Annotated in this window: 23 protein-coding genes; 9 read left to right on the top strand and 14 right to left on the bottom strand. The window is 57.1% G+C overall.

The window, feature by feature from the left end:
* Positions 1 to 179: 179 nt before the first annotated feature.
* Both ES815_RS17010 and ES815_RS17005 read right to left on the bottom strand, forming a co-directional pair.
* Positions 180 to 1,010 (bottom strand): N-acetylmuramoyl-L-alanine amidase, encoded by an 831-nt coding sequence (locus tag ES815_RS17010; protein WP_142488864.1) that lies wholly within the window; start codon positions 1,008 to 1,010, stop codon positions 180 to 182.
* Complete coding sequence (locus ES815_RS17005) at positions 1,007 to 1,330, bottom strand: heavy metal-binding domain-containing protein (protein WP_032617291.1); 324 nt, start codon at positions 1,328 to 1,330, stop codon at positions 1,007 to 1,009. The genes ES815_RS17010 and ES815_RS17005 overlap by 4 nt, the downstream gene beginning before the upstream one ends.
* 122 nt (positions 1,331 to 1,452) lie before the next feature.
* Here ES815_RS17005 and ES815_RS17000 point away from each other — a divergent pair, with 122 nt between their 5' ends.
* The 6 genes from ES815_RS17000 (at position 1,453) to artJ (ending at position 5,960) form a co-directional block, all read left to right on the top strand.
* Positions 1,453 to 1,971 (top strand): lipoprotein, encoded by a 519-nt coding sequence (locus tag ES815_RS17000; protein ID WP_142488863.1) that lies wholly within the window; start codon positions 1,453 to 1,455, stop codon positions 1,969 to 1,971.
* 213 nt (positions 1,972 to 2,184) lie between these two features.
* The gene (gene artP, locus ES815_RS16995) at positions 2,185 to 2,913 is read left to right on the top strand and encodes an arginine ABC transporter ATP-binding protein ArtP (RefSeq protein WP_059308406.1); all 729 of its coding nucleotides are present in this window, start codon (positions 2,185 to 2,187) and stop codon (positions 2,911 to 2,913) included.
* 19 nt (positions 2,914 to 2,932) lie between these two features.
* Positions 2,933 to 3,664, top strand: a complete 732-nt coding sequence (gene artI, locus ES815_RS16990; protein ID WP_142488862.1) for an arginine ABC transporter substrate-binding protein ArtI — start codon at positions 2,933 to 2,935, stop codon at positions 3,662 to 3,664.
* Between the two features lie 6 nt (positions 3,665 to 3,670).
* Positions 3,671 to 4,387, top strand: a complete 717-nt coding sequence (gene artQ, locus ES815_RS16985; RefSeq protein WP_032617286.1) for an arginine ABC transporter permease ArtQ — start codon at positions 3,671 to 3,673, stop codon at positions 4,385 to 4,387.
* Positions 4,387 to 5,055 carry an arginine ABC transporter permease ArtM gene (gene artM, locus ES815_RS16980; protein ID WP_142488861.1) on the top strand — a complete coding sequence of 223 codons (669 nt, stop codon included), beginning with the start codon at positions 4,387 to 4,389 and terminating at the stop codon, positions 5,053 to 5,055. Before artQ ends, artM begins: the two co-directional genes overlap by 1 nt.
* 173 nt (positions 5,056 to 5,228) lie before the next feature.
* A complete protein-coding gene (gene artJ, locus ES815_RS16975; protein WP_142488860.1) occupies positions 5,229 to 5,960 on the top strand; it encodes an arginine ABC transporter substrate-binding protein ArtJ in 732 nt (243 codons plus the stop codon).
* Positions 5,961 to 6,101: 141 nt separating this feature from the next.
* Here the strand turns inward: artJ and ES815_RS16970 are convergent, their stop codons facing one another.
* The 11 genes from ES815_RS16970 to nfsA form a co-directional block, all read right to left on the bottom strand.
* Positions 6,102 to 7,556: a sensor histidine kinase gene (locus tag ES815_RS16970; RefSeq protein WP_142488859.1), complete on the bottom strand. Its 1,455-nt coding sequence runs from the start codon at positions 7,554 to 7,556 to the stop codon at positions 6,102 to 6,104.
* A complete protein-coding gene (locus tag ES815_RS16965; protein WP_142488858.1) occupies positions 7,553 to 8,245 on the bottom strand; it encodes a response regulator transcription factor in 693 nt (230 codons plus the stop codon). Before ES815_RS16965 ends, ES815_RS16970 begins: the two co-directional genes overlap by 4 nt.
* Before the next feature lie 135 nt (positions 8,246 to 8,380).
* On the bottom strand, positions 8,381 to 9,508 hold the full coding sequence (gene rlmC / locus ES815_RS16960) for a 23S rRNA (uracil(747)-C(5))-methyltransferase RlmC (protein WP_142488857.1): 1,128 nt from the start codon (positions 9,506 to 9,508) through the stop codon (positions 8,381 to 8,383).
* Between the two features lie 40 nt (positions 9,509 to 9,548).
* Positions 9,549 to 10,037 (bottom strand): YbjO family protein, encoded by a 489-nt coding sequence (locus ES815_RS16955; RefSeq protein ID WP_142488856.1) that lies wholly within the window; start codon positions 10,035 to 10,037, stop codon positions 9,549 to 9,551.
* A gap of 59 nt (positions 10,038 to 10,096) precedes the next feature.
* Entirely contained in the window at positions 10,097 to 10,942 is an 846-nt protein-coding gene (gene potI / locus ES815_RS16950; protein ID WP_106992525.1) for a putrescine ABC transporter permease PotI, read from the bottom strand.
* A complete protein-coding gene (potH, locus tag ES815_RS16945; protein ID WP_142488855.1) occupies positions 10,939 to 11,889 on the bottom strand; it encodes a putrescine ABC transporter permease PotH in 951 nt (316 codons plus the stop codon). The genes potI and potH overlap by 4 nt, the downstream gene beginning before the upstream one ends.
* 9 nt (positions 11,890 to 11,898) lie before the next feature.
* Positions 11,899 to 13,032: a putrescine ABC transporter ATP-binding subunit PotG gene (gene potG, locus ES815_RS16940; RefSeq protein ID WP_142488854.1), complete on the bottom strand. Its 1,134-nt coding sequence runs from the start codon at positions 13,030 to 13,032 to the stop codon at positions 11,899 to 11,901.
* A 96-nt stretch (positions 13,033 to 13,128) separates the two neighbouring features.
* Entirely contained in the window at positions 13,129 to 14,241 is a 1,113-nt protein-coding gene (potF, locus tag ES815_RS16935; protein WP_142488853.1) for a spermidine/putrescine ABC transporter substrate-binding protein PotF, read from the bottom strand.
* A gap of 349 nt (positions 14,242 to 14,590) precedes the next feature.
* Positions 14,591 to 15,067: a YbjN domain-containing protein gene (locus tag ES815_RS16930; protein WP_142488852.1), complete on the bottom strand. Its 477-nt coding sequence runs from the start codon at positions 15,065 to 15,067 to the stop codon at positions 14,591 to 14,593.
* A 43-nt stretch (positions 15,068 to 15,110) separates the two neighbouring features.
* Positions 15,111 to 16,013: a 30S ribosomal protein S6--L-glutamate ligase gene (gene rimK / locus ES815_RS16925; protein WP_142488851.1), complete on the bottom strand. Its 903-nt coding sequence runs from the start codon at positions 16,011 to 16,013 to the stop codon at positions 15,111 to 15,113.
* A 72-nt stretch (positions 16,014 to 16,085) separates the two neighbouring features.
* Positions 16,086 to 16,808 carry an oxygen-insensitive NADPH nitroreductase gene (nfsA, locus tag ES815_RS16920; protein ID WP_142488850.1) on the bottom strand — a complete coding sequence of 241 codons (723 nt, stop codon included), beginning with the start codon at positions 16,806 to 16,808 and terminating at the stop codon, positions 16,086 to 16,088.
* Between the two features lie 180 nt (positions 16,809 to 16,988).
* Between nfsA and ES815_RS16915 the strand changes: the two genes are divergently transcribed.
* Complete coding sequence (locus ES815_RS16915; protein ID WP_142488849.1) at positions 16,989 to 17,258, top strand: GrxA family glutaredoxin; 270 nt, start codon at positions 16,989 to 16,991, stop codon at positions 17,256 to 17,258.
* A gap of 13 nt (positions 17,259 to 17,271) precedes the next feature.
* Here the strand turns inward: ES815_RS16915 and ES815_RS16910 are convergent, their stop codons facing one another.
* Positions 17,272 to 17,661, bottom strand: coding sequence for an inner membrane protein YbjM (locus tag ES815_RS16910; RefSeq protein WP_142488848.1), 390 nt, complete (start codon positions 17,659 to 17,661; stop codon positions 17,272 to 17,274).
* A gap of 274 nt (positions 17,662 to 17,935) precedes the next feature.
* Here ES815_RS16910 and ES815_RS16905 point away from each other — a divergent pair, with 274 nt between their 5' ends.
* Complete coding sequence (locus ES815_RS16905) at positions 17,936 to 19,621, top strand: aspartate:alanine antiporter (protein WP_142488847.1); 1,686 nt, start codon at positions 17,936 to 17,938, stop codon at positions 19,619 to 19,621.
* Positions 19,622 to 19,987: 366 nt separating this feature from the next.
* Positions 19,988 to 20,299: an outer membrane protein assembly factor BamE gene (gene bamE, locus ES815_RS16900; RefSeq protein ID WP_142488846.1), complete on the top strand. Its 312-nt coding sequence runs from the start codon at positions 19,988 to 19,990 to the stop codon at positions 20,297 to 20,299.
* Positions 20,300 to 20,333 lie beyond the last annotated feature (34 nt).

Genomic DNA, 20,333 nt, shown 5'->3' with positions numbered 1-20,333 from the left:
TATATTCAGATGAGAGTAAGTCTCAATCCATATTTATTTGCTGAATTGCTTAGCAAGCTATGGAGCTATCTTAAATGTGGGTACTTTTAAGTCAATTTACTAAAAGTTAATTTAAAATGAACTTAAGATTAATCTTAAGCCAATATGAGAAAAAAGCGCTAACCCCCTGATTTTGAGGGCTAGCGCTGACCGTACTTTTCGAGTAAGGCTTCGGCAATAGCGACCGTTTCGACATCTGCCAGGCCATTCCAGACCTGCGGGCGGAAATGCATTTGAAACGCCATAATGACCCTTTTCTGCTGGGCCAAAGATATATTCTCCGGTACCTCGTAGCCGTACCGGGATAATAAATCGAGCAATACGGCCGGATCCGCAGGTTGATAACGTGGCTGTCCGTTCAGGTAAAACGCCACCCGGGCCGGATCCGGCCAGGCACCAATTCCCTGCTGCGCCAGCGCCTGCCAGGGAAACAGCGGCCCCGGATCGTCTTTGCGCTGCGGGGCGATATCTGCATGGGCCACCACGTTCTGCGGCTTGATGTCGTAACGCTGAATAATGTCCTTCGCCAGCGGGATCAGGGCGGCGATCTGCGCCGGCTCAAAGGGGACGAAGCGTTTCTGGCCGTCGCTTTTTTGCCAGCCACGGTTTTCCAGCTCAATACCAATTGAGGTGTCATTAATCCGGGTCGCGCCGCGCCAGAAGCTGACCCCAGCGTGCCAGGCCAGCTCGCGCTCCGGCACCAGCTGCCAGATCCGCGGCTTGCCGTTGTGCTGCGGCGGGACCGCCGGGATCAAATAGTGGGAGCTGACGTTTTTATCGGTCAGGGTCGCGAGGGAGCTGTCAAAGTCGTCGGCGGTGTAGTGGATCACCAGTACCTTAATACGGGGATAAGCCGCCTGGGCCTGACGCCGGGTATCCAGCTCATAGCCGCCTTTATCCACGACGCCTTTTTCAGTCGCACAGCCTGCCAGCAGCAGCGCCAGCAGGACGGGCACCAGGGCTGGCTTCATCGGCGCGTTTTCACCGCCGTACCGCTGACGCTGACCATCAGCATGCTGGCGTCTTTGCCGACGGTTTCGTAGTCGATATCGATACCCACCACGGCATCGGCGCCCAGCGCCTTCGCCTGCTCGCCCAGCTCTTTAAAGGCGATGTCACGGGCTTTGCGCAGCTCTTTCTCATAGGCGCCGGAGCGGCCGCCGACGATATCGCGGATACCGGCAAAAAAGTCGCGGAAGATATTGGCCCCGAGAATGGCTTCCCCGGTCACCACGCCGCAATATTCACTGATCGGCTGTCCTTCCAGAGTGGGGGTGGTTGAAAATTGCATATTTGTCTCCTTATTACATGCCGGGAACCAGGTCCTAAGCGTTTAAGAACAAAACCATTATCCGATCGTTACGCTATCATTTAAAGGTTAGTTAATTATTGCAGCCTAATAAGGAAATCAACATGCGCTATTCTGCTTTGACGCTTTTAGTGCCTTGCGCGCTGCTGCTCAGCGCCTGCACCACCCCGGTCACCCCGGCCTTTAAGGATATCGGAACCCGCAGCGGCAGCTGCATTACCGGCGGTCCGGATGCCGTGGCACAACAGTTCTATGACTACCGCATTTCGCACCGCAGCAACGATTTGACCGCGCTGCGTCCGTACCTGAGCGATAACCTGGCCCAGCTGCTGAGCGATGCCAGCCGCGATCCGCAGCATAAAAACCTGCTGAAAGACGATCCGTTCTCCAGCCGCACTATCGCGCCGCAAACGGCTGAAGTCGCCAGCGCCTCGACCATCCCCAATACCGATGCGCGCAATATTCCGCTGCGGGTGAAGCTGACCCAGGGCAGCGAAAGCTGGCAGGATGAAGTGCTGATGATCCGTGAAGGCCAGTGCTGGGCCATTGATGACGTGCGCTACCTCGGCGGCAGCGTCCACGCCCCGGCCGGCACCCTGCGCCAGTCTATTGAGAACCGTTAAGCAGATAAAACCCCGCAAAATGTCTGGCATTTCGTGAGGAATGCCGACATTTATTCTCGTCGCCATCTCCGCTCGCTACTTTGTGCTATGTTTAGGGATAGATTCGGTTTATATTTAACTTTTAACGCATAAATATTGCATAACTATTCTGTCAACGGTACTATTTGCGGCCTCAATTGCTATAGATTGCCTGGATGAGTAAAGACTGCCCCGATGAGTATTCAACTAAACGGCATTAACTGCTTCTACGGCGCACACCAGGCGCTGTTCGACATCACACTGAATTGCCCTGAGGGCGAAACGCTGGTGCTGTTAGGCCCAAGCGGCGCGGGTAAAAGCTCGCTGCTTCGCGTCCTCAATCTGCTTGAAATGCCGCGCTCCGGTACCCTGGATATTGCCGGTAATCACTTTAATTTTGCCAAAGCGCCGTCTGAAAAAGCGATCCGCGATCTGCGTCAGAACGTCGGTATGGTCTTCCAGCAGTACAATCTCTGGCCGCACCTCACCGTGCAGCAGAATCTGATCGAAGCGCCGTGCCGCGTGCTGGGCCTCTCTAAAGAGCAGGCGCTGGCCCGTGCCGAGAAGCTGCTGGAACGTCTGCGCCTGAAGCCGTACAGCGACCGTTATCCGCTGCACCTCTCCGGCGGTCAGCAGCAGCGTGTGGCCATTGCCCGCGCCCTGATGATGGAGCCTGCCGTGCTGCTGTTTGACGAACCGACCGCCGCACTGGACCCGGAAATCACCGCCCAGATCGTCAGCATCATCCGCGAGCTGGCGGAAACCAACATTACTCAGGTGATCGTGACTCACGAAGTGGAAGTGGCGCGTAAAACCGCCAGTCGTGTGGTCTATATGGAAAACGGTCATATCGTAGAGCAAGGGGATGCGAGCTGTTTTGCCCAGCCGCAGACCGACGCGTTCAGAAATTATCTGTCTCACTAATCGAATCGAGAGAACGACAATGAAAAAAATAGTGATTGCCGCCCTGCTTGCAAGCGTTAGCCTCTCTGCAACAGCCGCTGAGACCATTCGTTTCGCGACCGAAGCGTCCTACCCTCCGTTTGAGTCTATGGATGCCAACAACAAGATCGTCGGCTTCGATGTGGATCTGGCTAACGCCCTGTGTAAAGAGATCGACGCCACCTGTACCTTTGCGAACCAGTCTTTCGACAGCCTGATCCCAAGCCTGAAATTCCGCCGTATCGACGCGGTGATGGCCGGTATGGATATCACTCCGGAACGTGAAAAGCAGGTTCTGTTCAGTACTCCGTACTATGAGAACTCTGCCCTGTTCATCGGTCAGAAGGGTAAATACGCCTCTATCGAAGCGCTGAAAGGCAAGAAAGTGGGCGTGCAGAACGGCACCACCCACCAGAAATTCATTATGGATAAGCACCCGGAAATCACTACCGTGCCATACGACAGCTACCAGAACGCCCGTCTGGATCTGCAGAATGGTCGTATCGATGCCGTCTTTGGTGACAACGCGGTGGTGACCGAATGGCTGAAGGCCAACGACAAGCTGGCTGCGGTTGGCGATAAAGTGACGGATAAAGATTACTTCGGCACCGGCCTGGGCATTGCCGTGCGTCAGGGCAACACCGCGCTGCAGCAGAAATTCAACACCGCGCTGGAAAAAGTGAAGAAAGATGGCACGTACGATTCCATCTACAAAAAATGGTTCCAGAAGTAAGAACTGATGAACGAAATTTTTCCATTAGCAAGCGCCGCCGGGATGACCGTCGGCCTTGCCGTTTGTGCGCTGATCATCGGCCTGGTGCTGGCGATGATCTTTGCCGTGTGGGAGTCGGCTAAGTGGCGACCTGTCGCCTGGACCGGCTCAGCACTGGTGACCCTTCTTCGCGGCCTGCCGGAAATTCTGGTGGTGCTGTTTATCTATTTCGGCTCGTCACAGCTGCTGCTGATGCTGTCGGACGGCTTTACGCTCAATCTGGGCGTAGTGCAGATCCCGATTCAGATGCAGATCGAAAACTTCGACGTCAGCCCGTTCCTGTGCGGCGTGATCGCGCTCTCCCTGCTCTACTCCGCCTATGCCTCGCAGACGTTGCGCGGCGCGCTGAAAGCGGTGCCGGTGGGTCAGTGGGAGTCCGGTCAGGCGCTGGGGCTGTCGAAAACGGCAATCTTCTTCCGTCTGGTGATGCCGCAGATGTGGCGTCATGCCCTCCCGGGGCTCGGCAACCAGTGGCTGGTCCTGCTGAAAGATACGGCGCTGGTGAGCTTAATCAGCGTTAACGACCTGATGCTGCAGACCAAAAGCATCGCCACCCGTACCCAGGAGCCTTTTACCTGGTACATCGTGGCGGCGGCTATCTACCTGGTGATCACGTTGCTCAGTCAGTACATTCTCAAGCGTATTGACCTGCGTGCGACGCGTTTTGAACGGAGACCAGGCTGATGCTGGATTACTTACCCGAACTGATGAAAGGGCTGCATACCAGCCTGACGCTGACCGTCGCCTCGATTATCGTGGCGCTGGTTCTGGCGTTGATTTTCACCATCATCCTGACGCTGAAAACGCCGGTGCTGGTGTGGATCGTACGCGGCTACATCACCCTGTTTACCGGCACCCCGCTGCTGGTGCAGATCTTCCTTATTTACTACGGCCCGGGCCAGTTCCCGACGCTGCAGGAGTATCCGGTGCTGTGGCATCTGCTCTCCGAGCCGTGGCTCTGCGCCCTGCTGGCCCTGTCGCTGAACAGTGCCGCCTATACCACCCAGCTGTTCTATGGCGCCATCCGCGCCATCCCGGACGGGCAGTGGCAGTCGTGCGGTGCGCTGGGGATGAGCAAGAAAGATACGCTGGCGATCCTGCTGCCGTACGCCTTCAAGCGCGCCCTCTCCTCGTATTCCAACGAAGTGGTGCTGGTGTTCAAGAGTACGTCGCTGGCCTACACCATCACCCTGATGGAAGTGATGGGCCACGGACAGCTGCTGTACGGGCGCACCTACGATGTAATGGTGTTTGGTGCCGCAGGGTTAATTTACCTGGTGGTCAACGGCCTGCTGACCCTGCTGATGCGTCTGGTTGAGCGTAGAGCGCTGGCGTTCGAACGCCGCAACTAAAACTGCATACAATGTGATTACAGAAGGCGGACAAGTCTAACCACTGTCCGCCTTTTTTTATATTTAAGTAATATTTAATCATTTTTATTGCATACAAATTCATTCAATGGCATTGTAACTCCCAGCCGCAGACACGGCATATAATGACAAGATTGACAGACGGGAGCTTCACAATGAAAAAGTTAGTTCTGGCCGCTTTACTGGCAACCTTCGCCGCGGGCGCTTCTGCCGCCGATAAAATCAACTTCGGTGTTTCTGCGACTTATCCACCGTTCGAATCGCTGGATGCCAGCAACCAGATCGTCGGGTTTGATATCGACCTGGCGAAAGCGCTCTGTACCCAGATGCAGGCCGAGTGCACCTTTACTAACCACGCCTTTGACAGCCTGATCCCGTCCCTGAAATTCAAAAAATATGACGCGGTGATCTCAGGTATGGACATCACCCCGGAGCGTAGCAAGCAGGTGACTTTCACCGACCCGTACTACGCCAACTCTGCGGTGGTGATTGCGAAGAAAGGCGCTTACAAATCCTTTGATGAGCTGAAAGGCAAACGCATCGGCATGGAAAACGGCACCACGCACCAGAAATACCTCCAGGATAAGCACCCGGAAGTGAAAACCGTAGCCTATGACAGCTACCAGAACGCGATTATCGACCTGAAGAATGGCCGTATCGATGGCGTGTTTGGCGACACGGCGGTGGTAAACGAGTGGCTGAAAACCAACCCGCAGCTGGGCACCGCTACCGATAAAGTGACCGACCCGCAGTATTTCGGCACCGGTCTGGGCATTGCAGTGCGTCCGGATAACAAAGCCCTGGTGGAGAAACTGAACGGCGCCCTGAAAGCGATTAAAGCGGACGGCACGTATCAGAAAATCAGCGACCAGTGGTTCCCGCAGTAAGTTTGTTGTGCCGGGTGGCGGCTTCGCCTTACCCGACCTACGGGCTGTGCGGTCTGATGCCCGGTGGCGGCTTCGCCTTACCGGGCCTACGGGCCCCAGGGTTTTTGTAGGCCGGGTAAGCGTTAGCGCCACCCGGCGTTTTTATAACGGCACATAAAAACGAAATATTGCGCCCTGACCCGCCTCCATCAGCCTGATCCCACCCCCATGTAGTTCCAGCATCCTTTTGACGATCAACAGCCCCAGCCCGCCGCGATTATCCCGCGCCGCCTGCTGACTCAGCGCCGATGGCCGCATAAACAGCCGATCGCGCAGATGTGCATCGACCCCCGGCCCGCTGTCATTCACCTCCACCTGCACCTTCTCGCCCTCCAGCCACACTTTCAGCCCGATCTCGCCGCCCGGTGGGGTATGGCGAATAGCGTTATCCAGCAAATTAGTCACTACCCGCTCGATCATCGACAGATCGGCATTGATCATCGGCAGCTGCCGCGGCACGTCGATATGCAGCCGGAGCTGGCGGGTCTCCACCGCCAGGTCAAACTTTTGCGCTACGTCGGAGATCAGCTCTCCGATGGCAAAGCGCTCCCGCTGCGGCTTGATGCTGCCGTGCTCCAGGCGCGCCAGCTCAAACAGCTGCTGGGACAGATGGCGAACTTTGTGCCCCTGACGCAGGGCGATAGAGAGATAGTGCTGGGTCTCCTGCGGTGAGAGCGTGCCGGCTTTCAGCGACAGGGTCTCCAGATACCCCAGCAGGGAGGTCAGCGGAGTGCGCAGATCGTGAGAGATATTGGCGATAAACTCCCGGCGCTGCCGGTCGCTGTCGGCCAGCTGATCCCACTGGCTGGCAATCTGCTGCGCCAGTTCGATAAAGGTGTTACGCAGCAGGGCCACTTCGTCTGACGGGGCGGTCTGTGGGGGCTGGGCGGCCAGCTGCTTGATGACGTGCATACTTTCGCGATCGAGGCCACTCACCTCGTCGGTTAACTGCTTCACCGGCCGGGTCACCCAGTACCAGACCAGGCCGCCCGCCAGCGCGCCGAAAAGGGCCACCAGCAGCAGCGACCAGAGCACCGTGCTCCACAGCGTTTTCTGCCACGCCCGCTCCGCCAGCGCGTTCAGCTCTTCCCCCTGCAAAATAATGTACAGATAGCCGCGCAGTACGCCGTCCTGATGCAGCGGCACGGCGCTGAAGACCTTCTCTCCCGTCAGGGTGCGGGGATCGTCCCCGTAGACCGGCATCATCCCGCCGCTGAGAAACTGCTGCACCGGCGCAACAGTAAGCTTTTGCCGCTTGATATGCCCCGGCGGCGCAGCATCGGCGAGGATCTCCCCGTCCGGGGAGAGGATGTAGAGCTCCACGCTGGGGTTAAAGGTCATCAGCCTGTCGAACAGCGGCTTAAGCCGGGTGCGATCGACCTGCCCGTTGGCATCCAGCAGGGTTTCACGCTGGGCGATGTGCTGCGCCAGCCCGCCGGAGAGACGCTGCACCATGGCATTCCCGTACTGCATGCTGGTCCAGAGCTGCACCGCGCAGGCCACCGCCGCACAGCCCGTCAGCAACAGGATAAACAGCAGGGTGAGACGACGCGTCATTCCGCCTCCCTGGCAAACCGGTAGCCTTTGCCCCAGACGGTGCGGATCACCTCCGGCTCGGCGGCGTCTTTCTCAATTTTTACCCGCAGGCGGTTGATGTGGGTGTTGACGGTGTGTTCGTAGCCTTCGTGCTGATATCCCCACACCTGTTCAAGCAGGGCCAGGCGGGAGAAAACCTCCCCGGGATGACGGGCGAAAAAGTAGAGTAGATCGAATTCACGCGGGGTGAGATCCACCCCCTCGCCGTGCAGCAGGACGCTGCGAGCCAGCGGGTCGATGGTCAGGCCGTGGGCGGTAATAAGCCCGGAGGACTGCTGGCCCATCGCCTGCTGACGGCGGAACAGCGCCCGGATCCGCGCCACCAGCTCCTGCACCGAGAAGGGTTTAGCGAGGTAGTCATCGGCCCCGGTTTCGAGGCCCAGAATGCGCTCGGTTTCGCTGCTGCGGGCGCTGATGATAATCACCGGCAGGTAGTGATCGCGCTGGCGGATAGCCCGGCAGAGGGTCAGCCCGTCAACGTTGGGCAGCATCAGGTCGAGGATCACCGCATCCCAGTGGGCTTGCCCGAGCAGGTGCAGCGCCCTGCCCCCGTCCGCCTCGTGGGTAATTACGTAACCTTCGTCTTCTAAATTGAGGCGCAGTAACGCGGCGATATCGCCATCGTCCTCCACCAGCAGGATCTGCTTCATCGGTCAGCCTTATTAAATCTTAACAGGTAAAGCTTACCCGATTTCCGCGGCGGGAAACGTTCACATTTTGTTTAAGATTGCGCGGGCCGACAAAACCCGTAGGCCCGCGCAAGCGCAGCGCCGCCGGGCAGTGGCTCAGGACTTAACTAACAGGGTCAGCACTTCATAGTGCGCGGTATGGGGGAACATGTCGAACAGCTGCACGCGCGCAAGGCGATAGCCCGGCAGTTCGCGGAGATCTTTCGCCATCGTCTGGGCATTGCAGCTGGAGTAAATAATAAAATCCGGAGCCATCTGGCTCAGGTAGTCGCACAGCGCCTTGCCGATGCCGCGGCGCGGCGGGTTAACCAGCACCAGGTCCGGCACGTTGCCCTGGCCGGTTGCGAACTGCGTCGAATCGAGTGCCTGGAAATGCAGATTCGTTAACCCCAGTTCGGTAGCTGACTGGGTCGCGCAGGCGATCGCCTCGGCGGAAATCTCAATCCCGGTCAGCTTCATCTCCGGGGTGGCGCAGTGCAGGCCAAAGCCGCCGACGCCGCAAAAGAGATCCCACATATGATTCACCGGAAGCCCATGCACCCAGTCGCGGGCGGTGGCGTACAGCTGGCTGGCGACGGTCGGGTTGGTCTGGAAGAAGCTCTTCGGGCGGATCCACAGCGGCACGTCGTTGAAACGTTCTGCCAGCGCCTGGGGCTCAGTGAAGAAGATCTCTTCGTCGCCCTCCATGATCGCCATATGTACCGGCTGAATATTGGCGGTGATCACCTTCAGCTGCGGCAGCTGTTCCTGGAGCCACGGCAGCGCCGCGCGCAGCTGAGGCAGCTTGGCGTCCGAGCGCAGCACGAAGCGTAGCATCATCCCGCCATCAAGCTGGCTTTCGGTGAGCAGAATGTACTTCAGCTCGCCGCGCTTGCGCTCCACGTTGTAGGGCGTGAGGCCCGCGCGGGCAATAAAGGGTTTCAGGGCGGCAAAGACCGGGGCAAACGAGGCTGGATAGAGCGGGCAGTCGGTCAGATCGACAGGGGTGCCGTCGCGATGGAGCATTCCGAGCAGCGGTTTTTCGACGCTGCCGCTGACCACCATTTTGGCTTTATTGCGAAATGCCTGTTCCGGCCCGCTGACCGGCGCGCACCACTCCGCCACCGGCAGGTCAGACAGCAAGGTCTGCAGGTCGGCCATTTTGGCGGAAAGTTGAGAGGAGACCGGCTGTTCTATCCACTGGCAGGAGCGGCAGCGACCGGCGTCATAGAGTGCGCACTGCATAACGAAACCTTAATACGTCTGGGGGCAGCGATTATACACGTTATTGCAGACGGAAAAACCGTCGGCTGGCCGCGGGCACAAACAGCAGGCCGAGCACCAGGATATCGGGGAGCTTTTGCATCACCAGGGTATGGAAGATCTCGCGTTTTGACTCGCCGGGGATGCTGAACAGTTCCGGATAACCGTAACCCAGCGACGCGGCCCACAGATAGCCGGTGGCGACCACCTGGGTCAGCAGGTAGATGAGCCGCGCCCAGTTACGCCCTTTCACCAGCGAAAAGGCGCAGTAAATTTCGATAAACACCAGCATCAGGCTGGCGAAAAAGACCAGCGTCAGGTTCCATGTCTGGACGCTGCGGTGAATGAACTCGCCCATGCCGCGCACGCCCAGAGTATTGAAAATCATAAATACATCGAGGCAGCGGATCATAATAATGGCGAGCGCCGCCACCTGCACCAGAGCAGGAACATTCAGACGGGCATGTGACTGACTTGTTTTGCTGAAAAATCCCAACGTGATGTCTTCCATGAAACGATGCCGCGATAACGCGGCATCTCAATTACGCTTCTTTGCAGATTTTAGGAGCTTCAGCCGCGTCTTGCACGCTGGATATCGCGCTGGCGCTGTTTTTCAGACCGCGCCATCAGATACCAGGCAATCAGGCCGATAATGCCGACCACGCCCAGGATCAGCGTTGCCAGGGCGTTAATCTCCGGGTTGACCCCCATGCGCACGCTGGAGAAGACCAGCATCGGCAGCGTGGTCGCCCCCGGGCCGGAGACAAAGCTGGCGATCACCAGGTCGTCGAGCGACAGGGTAAAGGCCAGCAGCCAGCCGGAGACCACCGCCGGCATGATCATCGGCAGGGTGATGATGAAGAACACCTTCAGCGGCGTCGCCCCGAGATCCATCGCCGCCTCTTCAATGGAGTGATCCAGCTCGCGCAGCCGCGAGGAGATCACCACCGCCACATAGGCGGTGCAGAAGGTGACGTGGGCCAGCCAGATGGTCAGCATGCCGCGATCCGACGGCCAACCAATGGCGTGCCCCATCGCCACAAACAGCAGCAGCAGCGACAGGCCGGTGATCACGTCGGGCATCACCAGCGGGGCGGTGATCATAAAGGCAAAACCGTTGGCGCCGCGGAAACGGCCAAAGCGCACCATCACCACCGCGGCGATAGTGCCGAGGATCACCGCCATCGTCGCCGCGCAGGCGGCAATGGTCAGGCTTAACCCCACGGCGCTGATCATCGCCTCGTCCCTAAACAGCTCGCCGTACCAGCGCGTGGACCAGCCCGCCCAGACCGTCACCAGTTTGGAGCTGTTGAAAGAGTAGATCACCAGCATCAGCATCGGGGCATACAGGAACGTAAAGCCGAGCACCAGGATCAGGATCCGCCACGGCGAGCGTACTACCGGTAAGTTGTTCATCCGTGATCTCCCATCTGTTTCTGCTGGTACTTGTGGAACCACATGATCGGCACGATCAGCAGGAGCAGCATCACGATCGCCACCGCCGAGGCCACCGGCCAGTCGCGGTTGTTAAAGAACTCCTGCCATAGCACGCGGCCAATCATAATGCTGTCCGGGCCGCCGAGCAGTTCCGGGATCACGAACTCCCCCACCGCCGGAATAAACACCAGCATCGACCCGGCGATAATCCCGCCTTTGGTCAGGGGCACGATGACGCTGAAGAAGGTTTTCATCGGACGGGCACCGAGATCCAGCGCCGCTTCTACCAGCGAGTAGTCGATGCGCGTCAGGGCGGTGTAAATCGGCAGAACCATAAACGGCAGATAGGCGTACACAATGCCGATATAGACCGCCAGATTGGTGTGCAGAATGGTCAGCGGCTGGTCGATAACCCCCAGCCACAGCAGAAAGTTGTTCAGCACGCCGTTGTTCTTCAGGATCCCCATCCAGGCATAAACGCGGATCAGGAACGAGGTCCACGAGGGTAAAATCACCAGCAGCAGCAGGATATTACGCGTCGAGGGCTTGCTGTGGGCCACCGCCCAGGCCAGCGGGTAGGCCAGTAGCAGACAGCAGATCGTCGAGACAGCCGCCACCTGCAGGGACTGCAGATAGGCCTCAAAATAGAGCGGATCGTCGGTCAGCTGCAGGAAGTTGCCCAGGTTGAGCATGATCGACAGCTGGCTGTCGCCCCACTCCACCAGGTCGCTGTAGGGCGGGATCGCGCGCGCCATCTCGGCCAGGCTGATTTTAAACACAATCAGGAACGGCAGCAGGAACAGCAGGATCAGCCACACGTAAGGGAGGGCGATCACCAGCTTGCGCCCGTGGGCCATCTGCATCCGCGTCAGCCAGCTGGTATCAATGCCCGCAGCGGGGCGGGTCACAGGTTCAGGTTTGCTCATCGCCGTTCCTTATACCGTCAGCACAACGCAGCTGTCCGCTTCCCAGCAAAGACGCACTTCGTCGCCCCAGGTCGGCAGCCCTTTACGGTAGCGGTAAGTGTTCTGCAGCTGGGCGCTGATCATCTGTCCGCTCTTCAGACGGACATGATAGATGGAGAGATCGCCCAGATAGGCAATATGCACCACCTCCCCCACCGCAAAGTTATAGCCATCGGCAGGCGGCGCGTCGCAGAGTGTGATTTTCTCCGGGCGCAGCGCTACGTACACCGGCACGTTGTCCACCACCGAGTTGTCGGCGGCGACCTTCAGCGGGTGGATAAGGCCCGGCGAGTCGATCACCAGCCCGTCCTCTTCACGCGTTTTCAGCAGCCCTTCGAAGACGTTCATGGAGCCGATAAATTCGGCGCTGTAGCGGGTGGTCGGGTGCTCGTAGATCTCTTCCGGCTCGCCAATCTGCACGAACTTGCCGCGGTTCATGATCGCAATGCGTCCGGCCATGGTCATCGCCTCTTCCTGGTCGTGAGTCACCATCACGCAGGTCGCGCCGACGCGCTCCAGAATATCCACCACTTCCAGCTGCATGCGGTCGCGCAGTTTTTTATCCAGCGCCCCCATCGGCTCATCCAGCAGCAGCAGTTTTGGCCGTTTCGCCAGGCTTCGGGCCAGGGCCACGCGCTGACGCTGCCCGCCCGAGAGCTGGTGCGGCTTACGCTTCGCAAACTCCTGCATATGCACCAGGCTCAGCATTTCGGCCACGCGGGCGGCGATCTCGGCTTTCGGCATTTTGTCCTGCTTCAGGCCAAAGGCGATGTTCTGCTCCACGGTCATGTGCGGGAACAGCGCATAAGACTGGAACATCATATTGATGGGACGCTGATACGGCGGTACCTGCGAGAGGTCAACGCCGTCGAGCATAATCTGCCCGGCGCTGGGCTGTTCGAACCCGGCCAGCATGCGCAGCAACGTCGATTTCCCGCAGCCAGATGCACCCAGCAGGGCAAAAATTTCGCCTTTGTAGATAGTCAGGCTGACATCATCCACGGCATTCTGACCATCAAAAGATTTGGTCAGGTTACGGATTTCCAGCAGCGGGGTCAGCGCTTTACGGGTTTTCGCCTGCGGGCGGGGGATCGCGTCGTTCACGGGGTGCTCTCCGGCATCAATCAAACTGGTGCAGGCGCACCAGAACGGTGCGCCTGTTGCCGGGGGCGCTACGCTTGCCCGGCCTACGAGGAGCGGTTATTTACCGCTTTTCACTTTCGTCCACGCACGGGTACGGACGCGGTCGATTTTCGGCTCCTGGACGCTCAGGGTGAACATCTTGGCGCGCACGTCTGCCGGCGGGTAGATACCCGGGTTGTCACGTACTTCGGCGCTGACCAGTGAGGTGGCCTCTTTGTTACCGTTGGCGTAGAAGACGTGGTCAGAGATGTGGGCAATAACGTCCGGACGCAGCAGATAGTTCAGGAACTGATAGGCTTCGTCTTTGTTTTTTGCATCAGCAGGCATCGCGAAGACGTCGAAGAAGGCCATCGCCCCCTCTTTCGGGATCGAATAAGCGATATTCACGCCATTTTTTGCCTCTTTGGCGCGGTTAGCCGCCTGCCAGACGTCACCTGCCCAGCCGATAGCCACGCAGATATCGCCGTTCGCCAGATCGTTAATGTACTGGGACGAGTGGAAGTAACGGATGTTAGGACGCAGCTTCAGCAGCAGGTCTGTGGCCGGGCCGGTGTAGTCATCCGCTTTGGTGCTGTTTGGATCTTTGCCGAGGTAGTTCAGGACGGTGGCAAACACCTCTTCCGGAGCATCGAGGAAGGAGACACCGCAGCTTTTCAGTTTCTCGAGGTTCTCTGGCTTCAGCACCAGATCCCAGCTGTTCACCGGAGCATCGGCACCCAGCACCTGTTTCACTTTTTCGACGTTATAGCCGATGCCGGTGGTCGCCCACATGTACGGCATGGCGTACTTGTTGTCCGGATCGTGTTTGGCGATGAGCTTCAGCAGCTCGGGGTCGAGGTTTTTCCAGCCCGGCAGTTTGCTTTTATCCAGCGGCTGGAACACGCCGGCAGAGAGCTGACGCTCAAGGAAGCTGGCTGACGGCACGACCAGGTCGAAACCGGTGCTGCCCGCCATCAGTTTGCCTTCCAGCACTTCGTTGGAATCGAAGACGTCGTAGACGACTTTAATGCCGGTCTCTTTTTCGAAATTCGCCACGGTATCCGGGGCAATATAATCAGACCAGTTATAGATATGCAGCGTTTTTTGTTCCGCAGCAAGCGTGCCGGCAGAGACAGCCATCAGAGCACCTGCAACCAGACCCGATAACCATTTTTTATTTAAAGCGATCATAGCGGTAATCCTTCTGAAAGCGCGTTAACAAACGCGCTAAAAATGAACACTCTTAGCCTATGCAAGAAACGTGCATAATTTATCACTCTGCCTGCAGCAGAAGATGTTACTCAGGTGGCAGTATCTGCTCGCATTTAACAGCATCGCAAGAATAAACTGTAGCTTGTCTCCGTAGCTATAGCTCAGATTAAAAAACGCCTTTTAACAATTTTTTATGCAGTAAATGTCTATGTGATAAGCCGAATTGGCGGGATGGCGGTGAATAATTCTTTAAAGAAAGGTTAAATCCAGCAGAAAAGAGGGTGTTATGCAGCCGCCACGACAGCGACTGCCTAAAAGTCAGACAGCTTTAGTGCAGAAAATTGCCCGACGTTTCAGGTTGCTCAGCGCCCTCTTCGGCGTTGTACAACAGATGATGGGCGCTGGCTTCAAGCATCACCATGGAGATCTGCTCTTCGCTCTGCTGAATGAAGGCCGCGAACTGCGGGAAAGTCAGCCCGACGGCTGCATTGAAAGACTGGCAAACCACCAGTTTTGGCAGATTATCATCCTGTATATCGAGAAATGCCTTCACCGTCAAAGAACTGGCATTGATGGCGGATAAATCCGATGCTAAGGCCAGCAATGCCGAGGGTTTGACCTCCGCCAGCGCGGAAAAAAGAATGACGTCGTTAATCAGATCGAGCTTGGCATCAAACACGCCGTCAAAGTTATGCATGTGCGGCAGGTGCAGCGCCTGGCAGGTGTCGCATTCAAAAAAGCTAACGCCCATGTTGTCGAGCCAGTGGCGCAAGGTATCAAGTGTCGGTACTACGAGTGAATCCATAACGGTGGAACCTCTTAAAAAATAACAGTGCGTGGCAGGTCAGTTATCCGCCCGTTTTCAGACAAAACTCCGGCGTGGCCTGGCGCTCTATCCAGCCGATCATCTTCCCGGCGATATCAATCCCGGTGGTTTTCTCAATGCCCTCCAGCCCCGGTGAGGCGTTAACCTCCATCACCAGCGGCCCGCGATCGGCACGTAAGATATCGACCCCGGCAATATCGAGCCCCAGCGTCTGGGCGGCAAGCAGTGCGATCTCCCGCTCGCGCGCGGTGATCTCCACCATCCGGGCAACGCCCCCCCGGTGCAGGTTGGAGCGAAAATCGCCCTCTTTGGCCTGACGTTCGATGGCCGCAACCACTTCATCGCCCACCACCAGACAGCGAATGTCCCGCCCTTTCGCCTCCTGAATGTACTCCTGCACCAGAATGTGCGCGTTCAGGCCGCGAAAGGCATCGATCACGCTCTCTGCTGCCTGACGGGTTTCGGCCAGCACCACGCCAATCCCCTGGGTGCCCTCCACCAGCTTGACCACCAGCGGCGCACCGCCCACCATCTCGATCAGATCGCTGGTGTCGTCGGGCGAGTGGGCAATGCCGGTGATGGGCAGGTCGATCCCCTGACGGGCCAGCAGCTGCAAAGAGCGGAGTTTGTCGCGCGCCCGGGTAATGGCCACGGATTCATTCAGCGGATAACTGCCGAGCAGCTCAAACTGGCGCAGGGCGGCGGTGCCATAGAAGGTGATTGCCGAGCCAATGCGCGGGATAACCGCGTCAAAGTGCGGCAGCTGACGCCCTTTATAGTGAATGGAGGAGGCCGCCGGGCTGATATTCATATAGCAGGACAGCGGGTCGAGGATTTCTACCTGATGGCCGCGCTGCTCCGCCGCTTCACGCAGGCGTTTACAGGAAAAGAGCGTTCCATCCCGGGACAATATGGCAATTTTCACCCTGCACCTCTCAGACATAATCCGGTAAAAGCCTGCGTATCATACACGCAGGCAGGCGCAGGATGAATGGACTTATCGCGTCGCCCAGCCCTGTTTATGCAAATAGTCGAGAATAAACGGACGGTTTTCCTTGATGATGGTGCGCCTGATATGGTCGCTCCAGGTATCACGACGATTATTGGTCGCGCGGCTGAGGTAGTAATTCGCCAGCTCTTCGTCGTACTGCGCCAGCACCTCTTGATCGACCGGCTGATAGTGGTTTTCATGCACCACCATCGCCGCAGGCAGGCGCGGCTTGACGTCCGGGTTATCCGCCGGCCAGCCGAGGCACAGGCCAAACAGCGGCAGAACGTGCTTCGGCAGCTGCAGCAGTTCGGTCACTGCTTCAATGCTGTTGCGGATGCCGCCGATGTAGACGCCACCCAGCCCCAGCGACTCCGCCGCCGTCATGGCGTTTTGCGCCAGCATCGCGGTATCCACCACCCCGAGCAGCAGCTGCTCTGCCAGGCCAAGCTGCGCTTCAGGGCAGATTTGCAGATGGCGGTTAAAGTCGGCGCAGAAGACCCAGAACTCCGCTGCCTGGGCGACATGCTGTTGTCCGCCGGTGAGGGTCACCAGCTGTTCGCGCATCGCGGGGTCGGTGATGCGGATAATGGAGCTGCACTGCAGGAAGCTGGAGCTGGACGTGCCTTGCGCACCGGCAATAATGGCCTCGCGCTGCGCGTCGCTGATGGGTTCCTGAGTAAAATGGCGGATGGAGCGGTGGGAACGTAGCAGATCAATTACTGGCGTCATCTTGTCTCTCTTTACGGGCGTTACTGACATTTCGCCAGTATAGGCAAAGAAAAGGAGGCTGTAATTGGCCAAACATAGCCTGAAGATATCAATGTAACAGGCAGAACCTGCTTTCCATTACCGATAGTTATCGGCAATATAGCGTTATTCGCCGTCTGGCTTAGTTTCAGGAGAGAGAACATGTTTGCAGTGATTTTTGGACGTCCGGGTTGCCCTTACTGTGTGCGCGCAAAAGATCTGGCAGAAAAACTGACCGCTGAGCGTGAAGATTTTAACTACCGCTACGTGGACATTCACGCCGAAGGCATCACCAAGGCCGATCTGGAAAAAACCGTCGGTAAGCCGGTTGAAACCGTTCCGCAGATTTTCCTCGACCAGACCCACATTGGCGGCTTTACCGATTTTGAAGCCTACGCCAAAGAGCACCTGGGGCTGTTTGCTGCCCAGTAAGCCTTTCACGCCCTCACTCTGAGGGCGTTTTTATTCTCTCGCGGCGGTTCTTCAGCGCCCGGCGCACAAACAGAAAGAACAGCGCACCTAACGCACACCAGAAAACGCCACTCAGCAGCCAGGCCAGCTCCTGCACCATCGTGCGTGACGGGATAAACATCATCCGCATCACCACCAGACAGACCGGCGCGGCAAGTATCGCCCCAATCAGCGGCCTGATCACCTCTCCGCCACGGGAGAAGAAGCTGGCAGCGATACCCGGCAAGGTGAAGAAGAGTAATCCCAGTCCAGGGTAGCCTGCGGACATAAACGCCCCCCTCACCCTGAACGTCAGACAGACACACACCGCGGTGAACAGTAAAAAGCAGCAAGCCACGCCAAACCAGTTACGTTTAATATTCACTCTATCCCCCTGCCAGTGCGGACAAATACTTTTTTCGCCCTGTGGACGCCAATTAGTTGAGTCACCCGGCATTCCTTGCCAAAATCAGCACGCCATTACGTCATCGCTATCAAAGGGTGATATTTGTTAAAAATTAACTAATAGTTTGATATTACTTTGTGGGATATATTATAATGCGCGATCGGGAGCGTTACTCCTTCTCTTACAGTGCAAAACAGTAGCCTAAATATCCCACCCCTTCAACCACTTACTGGTAAACGAAAAGTTATCCTCCGTGAACATAAACGTCGCAGAATTGTTAAACGGGAATTACATCCTGTTATTATTTGTGGTACTGGCTCTGGGTCTTTGCCTGGGTAAATTACGTCTCGGGTCGATCCAACTCGGTAATTCTATTGGCGTTTTAGTCGTTTCGTTATTATTAGGCCAGCAGCATTTCAGTATTAACACCGATGCCCTGAACCTGGGCTTTATGCTGTTTATTTTTTGTGTCGGCGTCGAAGCCGGGCCCAACTTTTTTTCTATTTTCTTCCGCGACGGCAAAAATTACCTGATGCTGGCGCTGGTGATGGTCGGCAGCGCCCTGCTCATCGCATTGGGTTTAGGCAAACTTTTTGGCTGGGATATCGGCCTGACGGCGGGCATGCTGGCCGGGTCGATGACCTCCACGCCGGTGCTGGTGGGTGCCGGGGATACGCTGCGCCATCTCGGGCTGGATAACGCCCAGCTGTCGCTGGCGCTGGATCACCTCAGCCTCGGCTATGCCCTGACCTATCTGATTGGTCTGGTGAGTTTGATTGTCGGCGCACGCTATCTGCCGAAACTGCAGCATCAGGATCTGCAGACCAGCGCCCAGCAGATCGCCCGCGAGCGCGGTCTGGACACTGACACCAAACGCAAAGTCTATCTGCCGGTGATCCGCGCCTACCGCGTCGGCCCGGAGCTGGTGGCCTGGGCCGACGGTAAAAATCTGCGCGAGCTGGGCATTTATCGCCAGACCGGCTGCTATATCGAACGTATTCGCCGTAACGGCATTCTGGCTAACCCGGACGGCGACGCGGTGTTGCAGATGGGCGATGATATCGCGCTGGTGGGTTATCCGGATGCGCACGCCCGTCTCGATCCGAGCTTCCGTAACGGCAAAGAGGTGTTCGACCGCGACCTGCTCGACATGCGCATCGTCACCGAAGAGATCGTGGTCAAGAACCACAACGCCGTGGGCCGCCGCCTGGCCCAGCTCAAGCTGACCGACCACGGTTGCTTCCTCAACCGGGTGATCCGCAGCCAGATTGAGATGCCTATCGACGACAACATCGTCCTGAACAAGGGTGATGTGCTCCAGGTGAGCGGCGACACGCGCCGCGTGAAAACCGTCGCCGACCGCATCGGCTTTATCTCCATTCACAGCCAGGTGACCGATCTGCTGGCGTTCTGCGCCTTCTTTATCGTCGGCCTGATGATCGGGATGATCACCTTCCAGTTCAGCAACTTTAGCTTCGGGATCGGCAACGCCGCAGGCCTGCTGTTTGCCGGGATCATGCTCGGCTTCCTGCGTGCCAACCATCCAACCTTCGGCTATATCCCTCAGGGCGCGCTGAACATGGTGAAAGAGTTTGGCCTGATGGTATTTATGGCGGGCGTCGGCCTGAGCGCGGGCAGCGGTATCAGCCACAGCCTGGGCGCAGTGGGCTGGCAGATGCTGGTGGCCGGGTTAATCGTCAGCCTGGTGCCGGTGGTGATCTGTTTCCTGTTCGGCGCCTACGTGCTGCGCATGAACCGCGCCATGCTTTTCGGCGCGATGATGGGCGCCCGTACCTGTGCTCCTGCAATGGAAATTATCAGTGATACCGCCCGCAGCAACATCCCGGCGCTGGGCTATGCCGGTACCTACGCCATCGCTAACGTGCTGTTAACCCTTGCGGGGACCTTGATCATCATCATCTGGCCGGGGCTGGGATAAGAGAGATATTTGCGCAATGGCGAAAAAATTTTCGCTATACGCAGAACTTTTCTGTCATCCGTCAGTCATAACTATTGCCACTGCTTTTCTTTGATGTCCCCAATTTGTGGAGCCCATCAACCCCGCCGTTTTGGTTCAAGGTTGATGGGTTTTTTGTTGCCTGGCGTTCAGGCTGCCTTCAAATCAAGCGGTTGTACATTCCCTCCTGAACCACTAGCGGCAGCGTCTGAGACTCCCTGTAAAGGATATTCATGTTTGAGTATTATCCTAAGAAAATAGAGAATCATCGTGCCTTCAGAGCGTGATCAATATCACGCAATTTAGTTCGATCAATAATCATTGCTCACAATCCAGAGAGACTGAGAAATGAAATTCAAAAGATTAATGATGATCGGCTTTACCGTAGCAGTGTTAGCAGGGTGTACTACTGGCGAAAAAATTCATAATGTTCAGGTAGGTATGACCAAACAACAAGTGATTGACTTACTTGGAACGCCTGATGGTGATGCCGTTAAAGGTAATGCTGAACAAATCCAATATAGCAATCGGTTAGCATCTGGTTGGGGATGGGATAAGGGTGATTACTACGTTACCTTTGAAAACGGAAAAGTTGTTTCTTACGGAAGCGGCGAAATCCGTGGTGCAGGCGCTCCTGTTAAAGGAGTCGTTGTTTTTTAATACATTCACTATCATGACAGCAATTTATTAAAAC

Source organism: Leclercia adecarboxylata (assembly GCF_006874705.1).
Taxonomy (GTDB): domain Bacteria; phylum Pseudomonadota; class Gammaproteobacteria; order Enterobacterales; family Enterobacteriaceae; genus Enterobacter; species Enterobacter adecarboxylatus_C.
The sequence above is the reverse complement of the archived record's forward strand: the minus strand, read 5'-3'. Positions and strand labels throughout refer to the sequence as shown.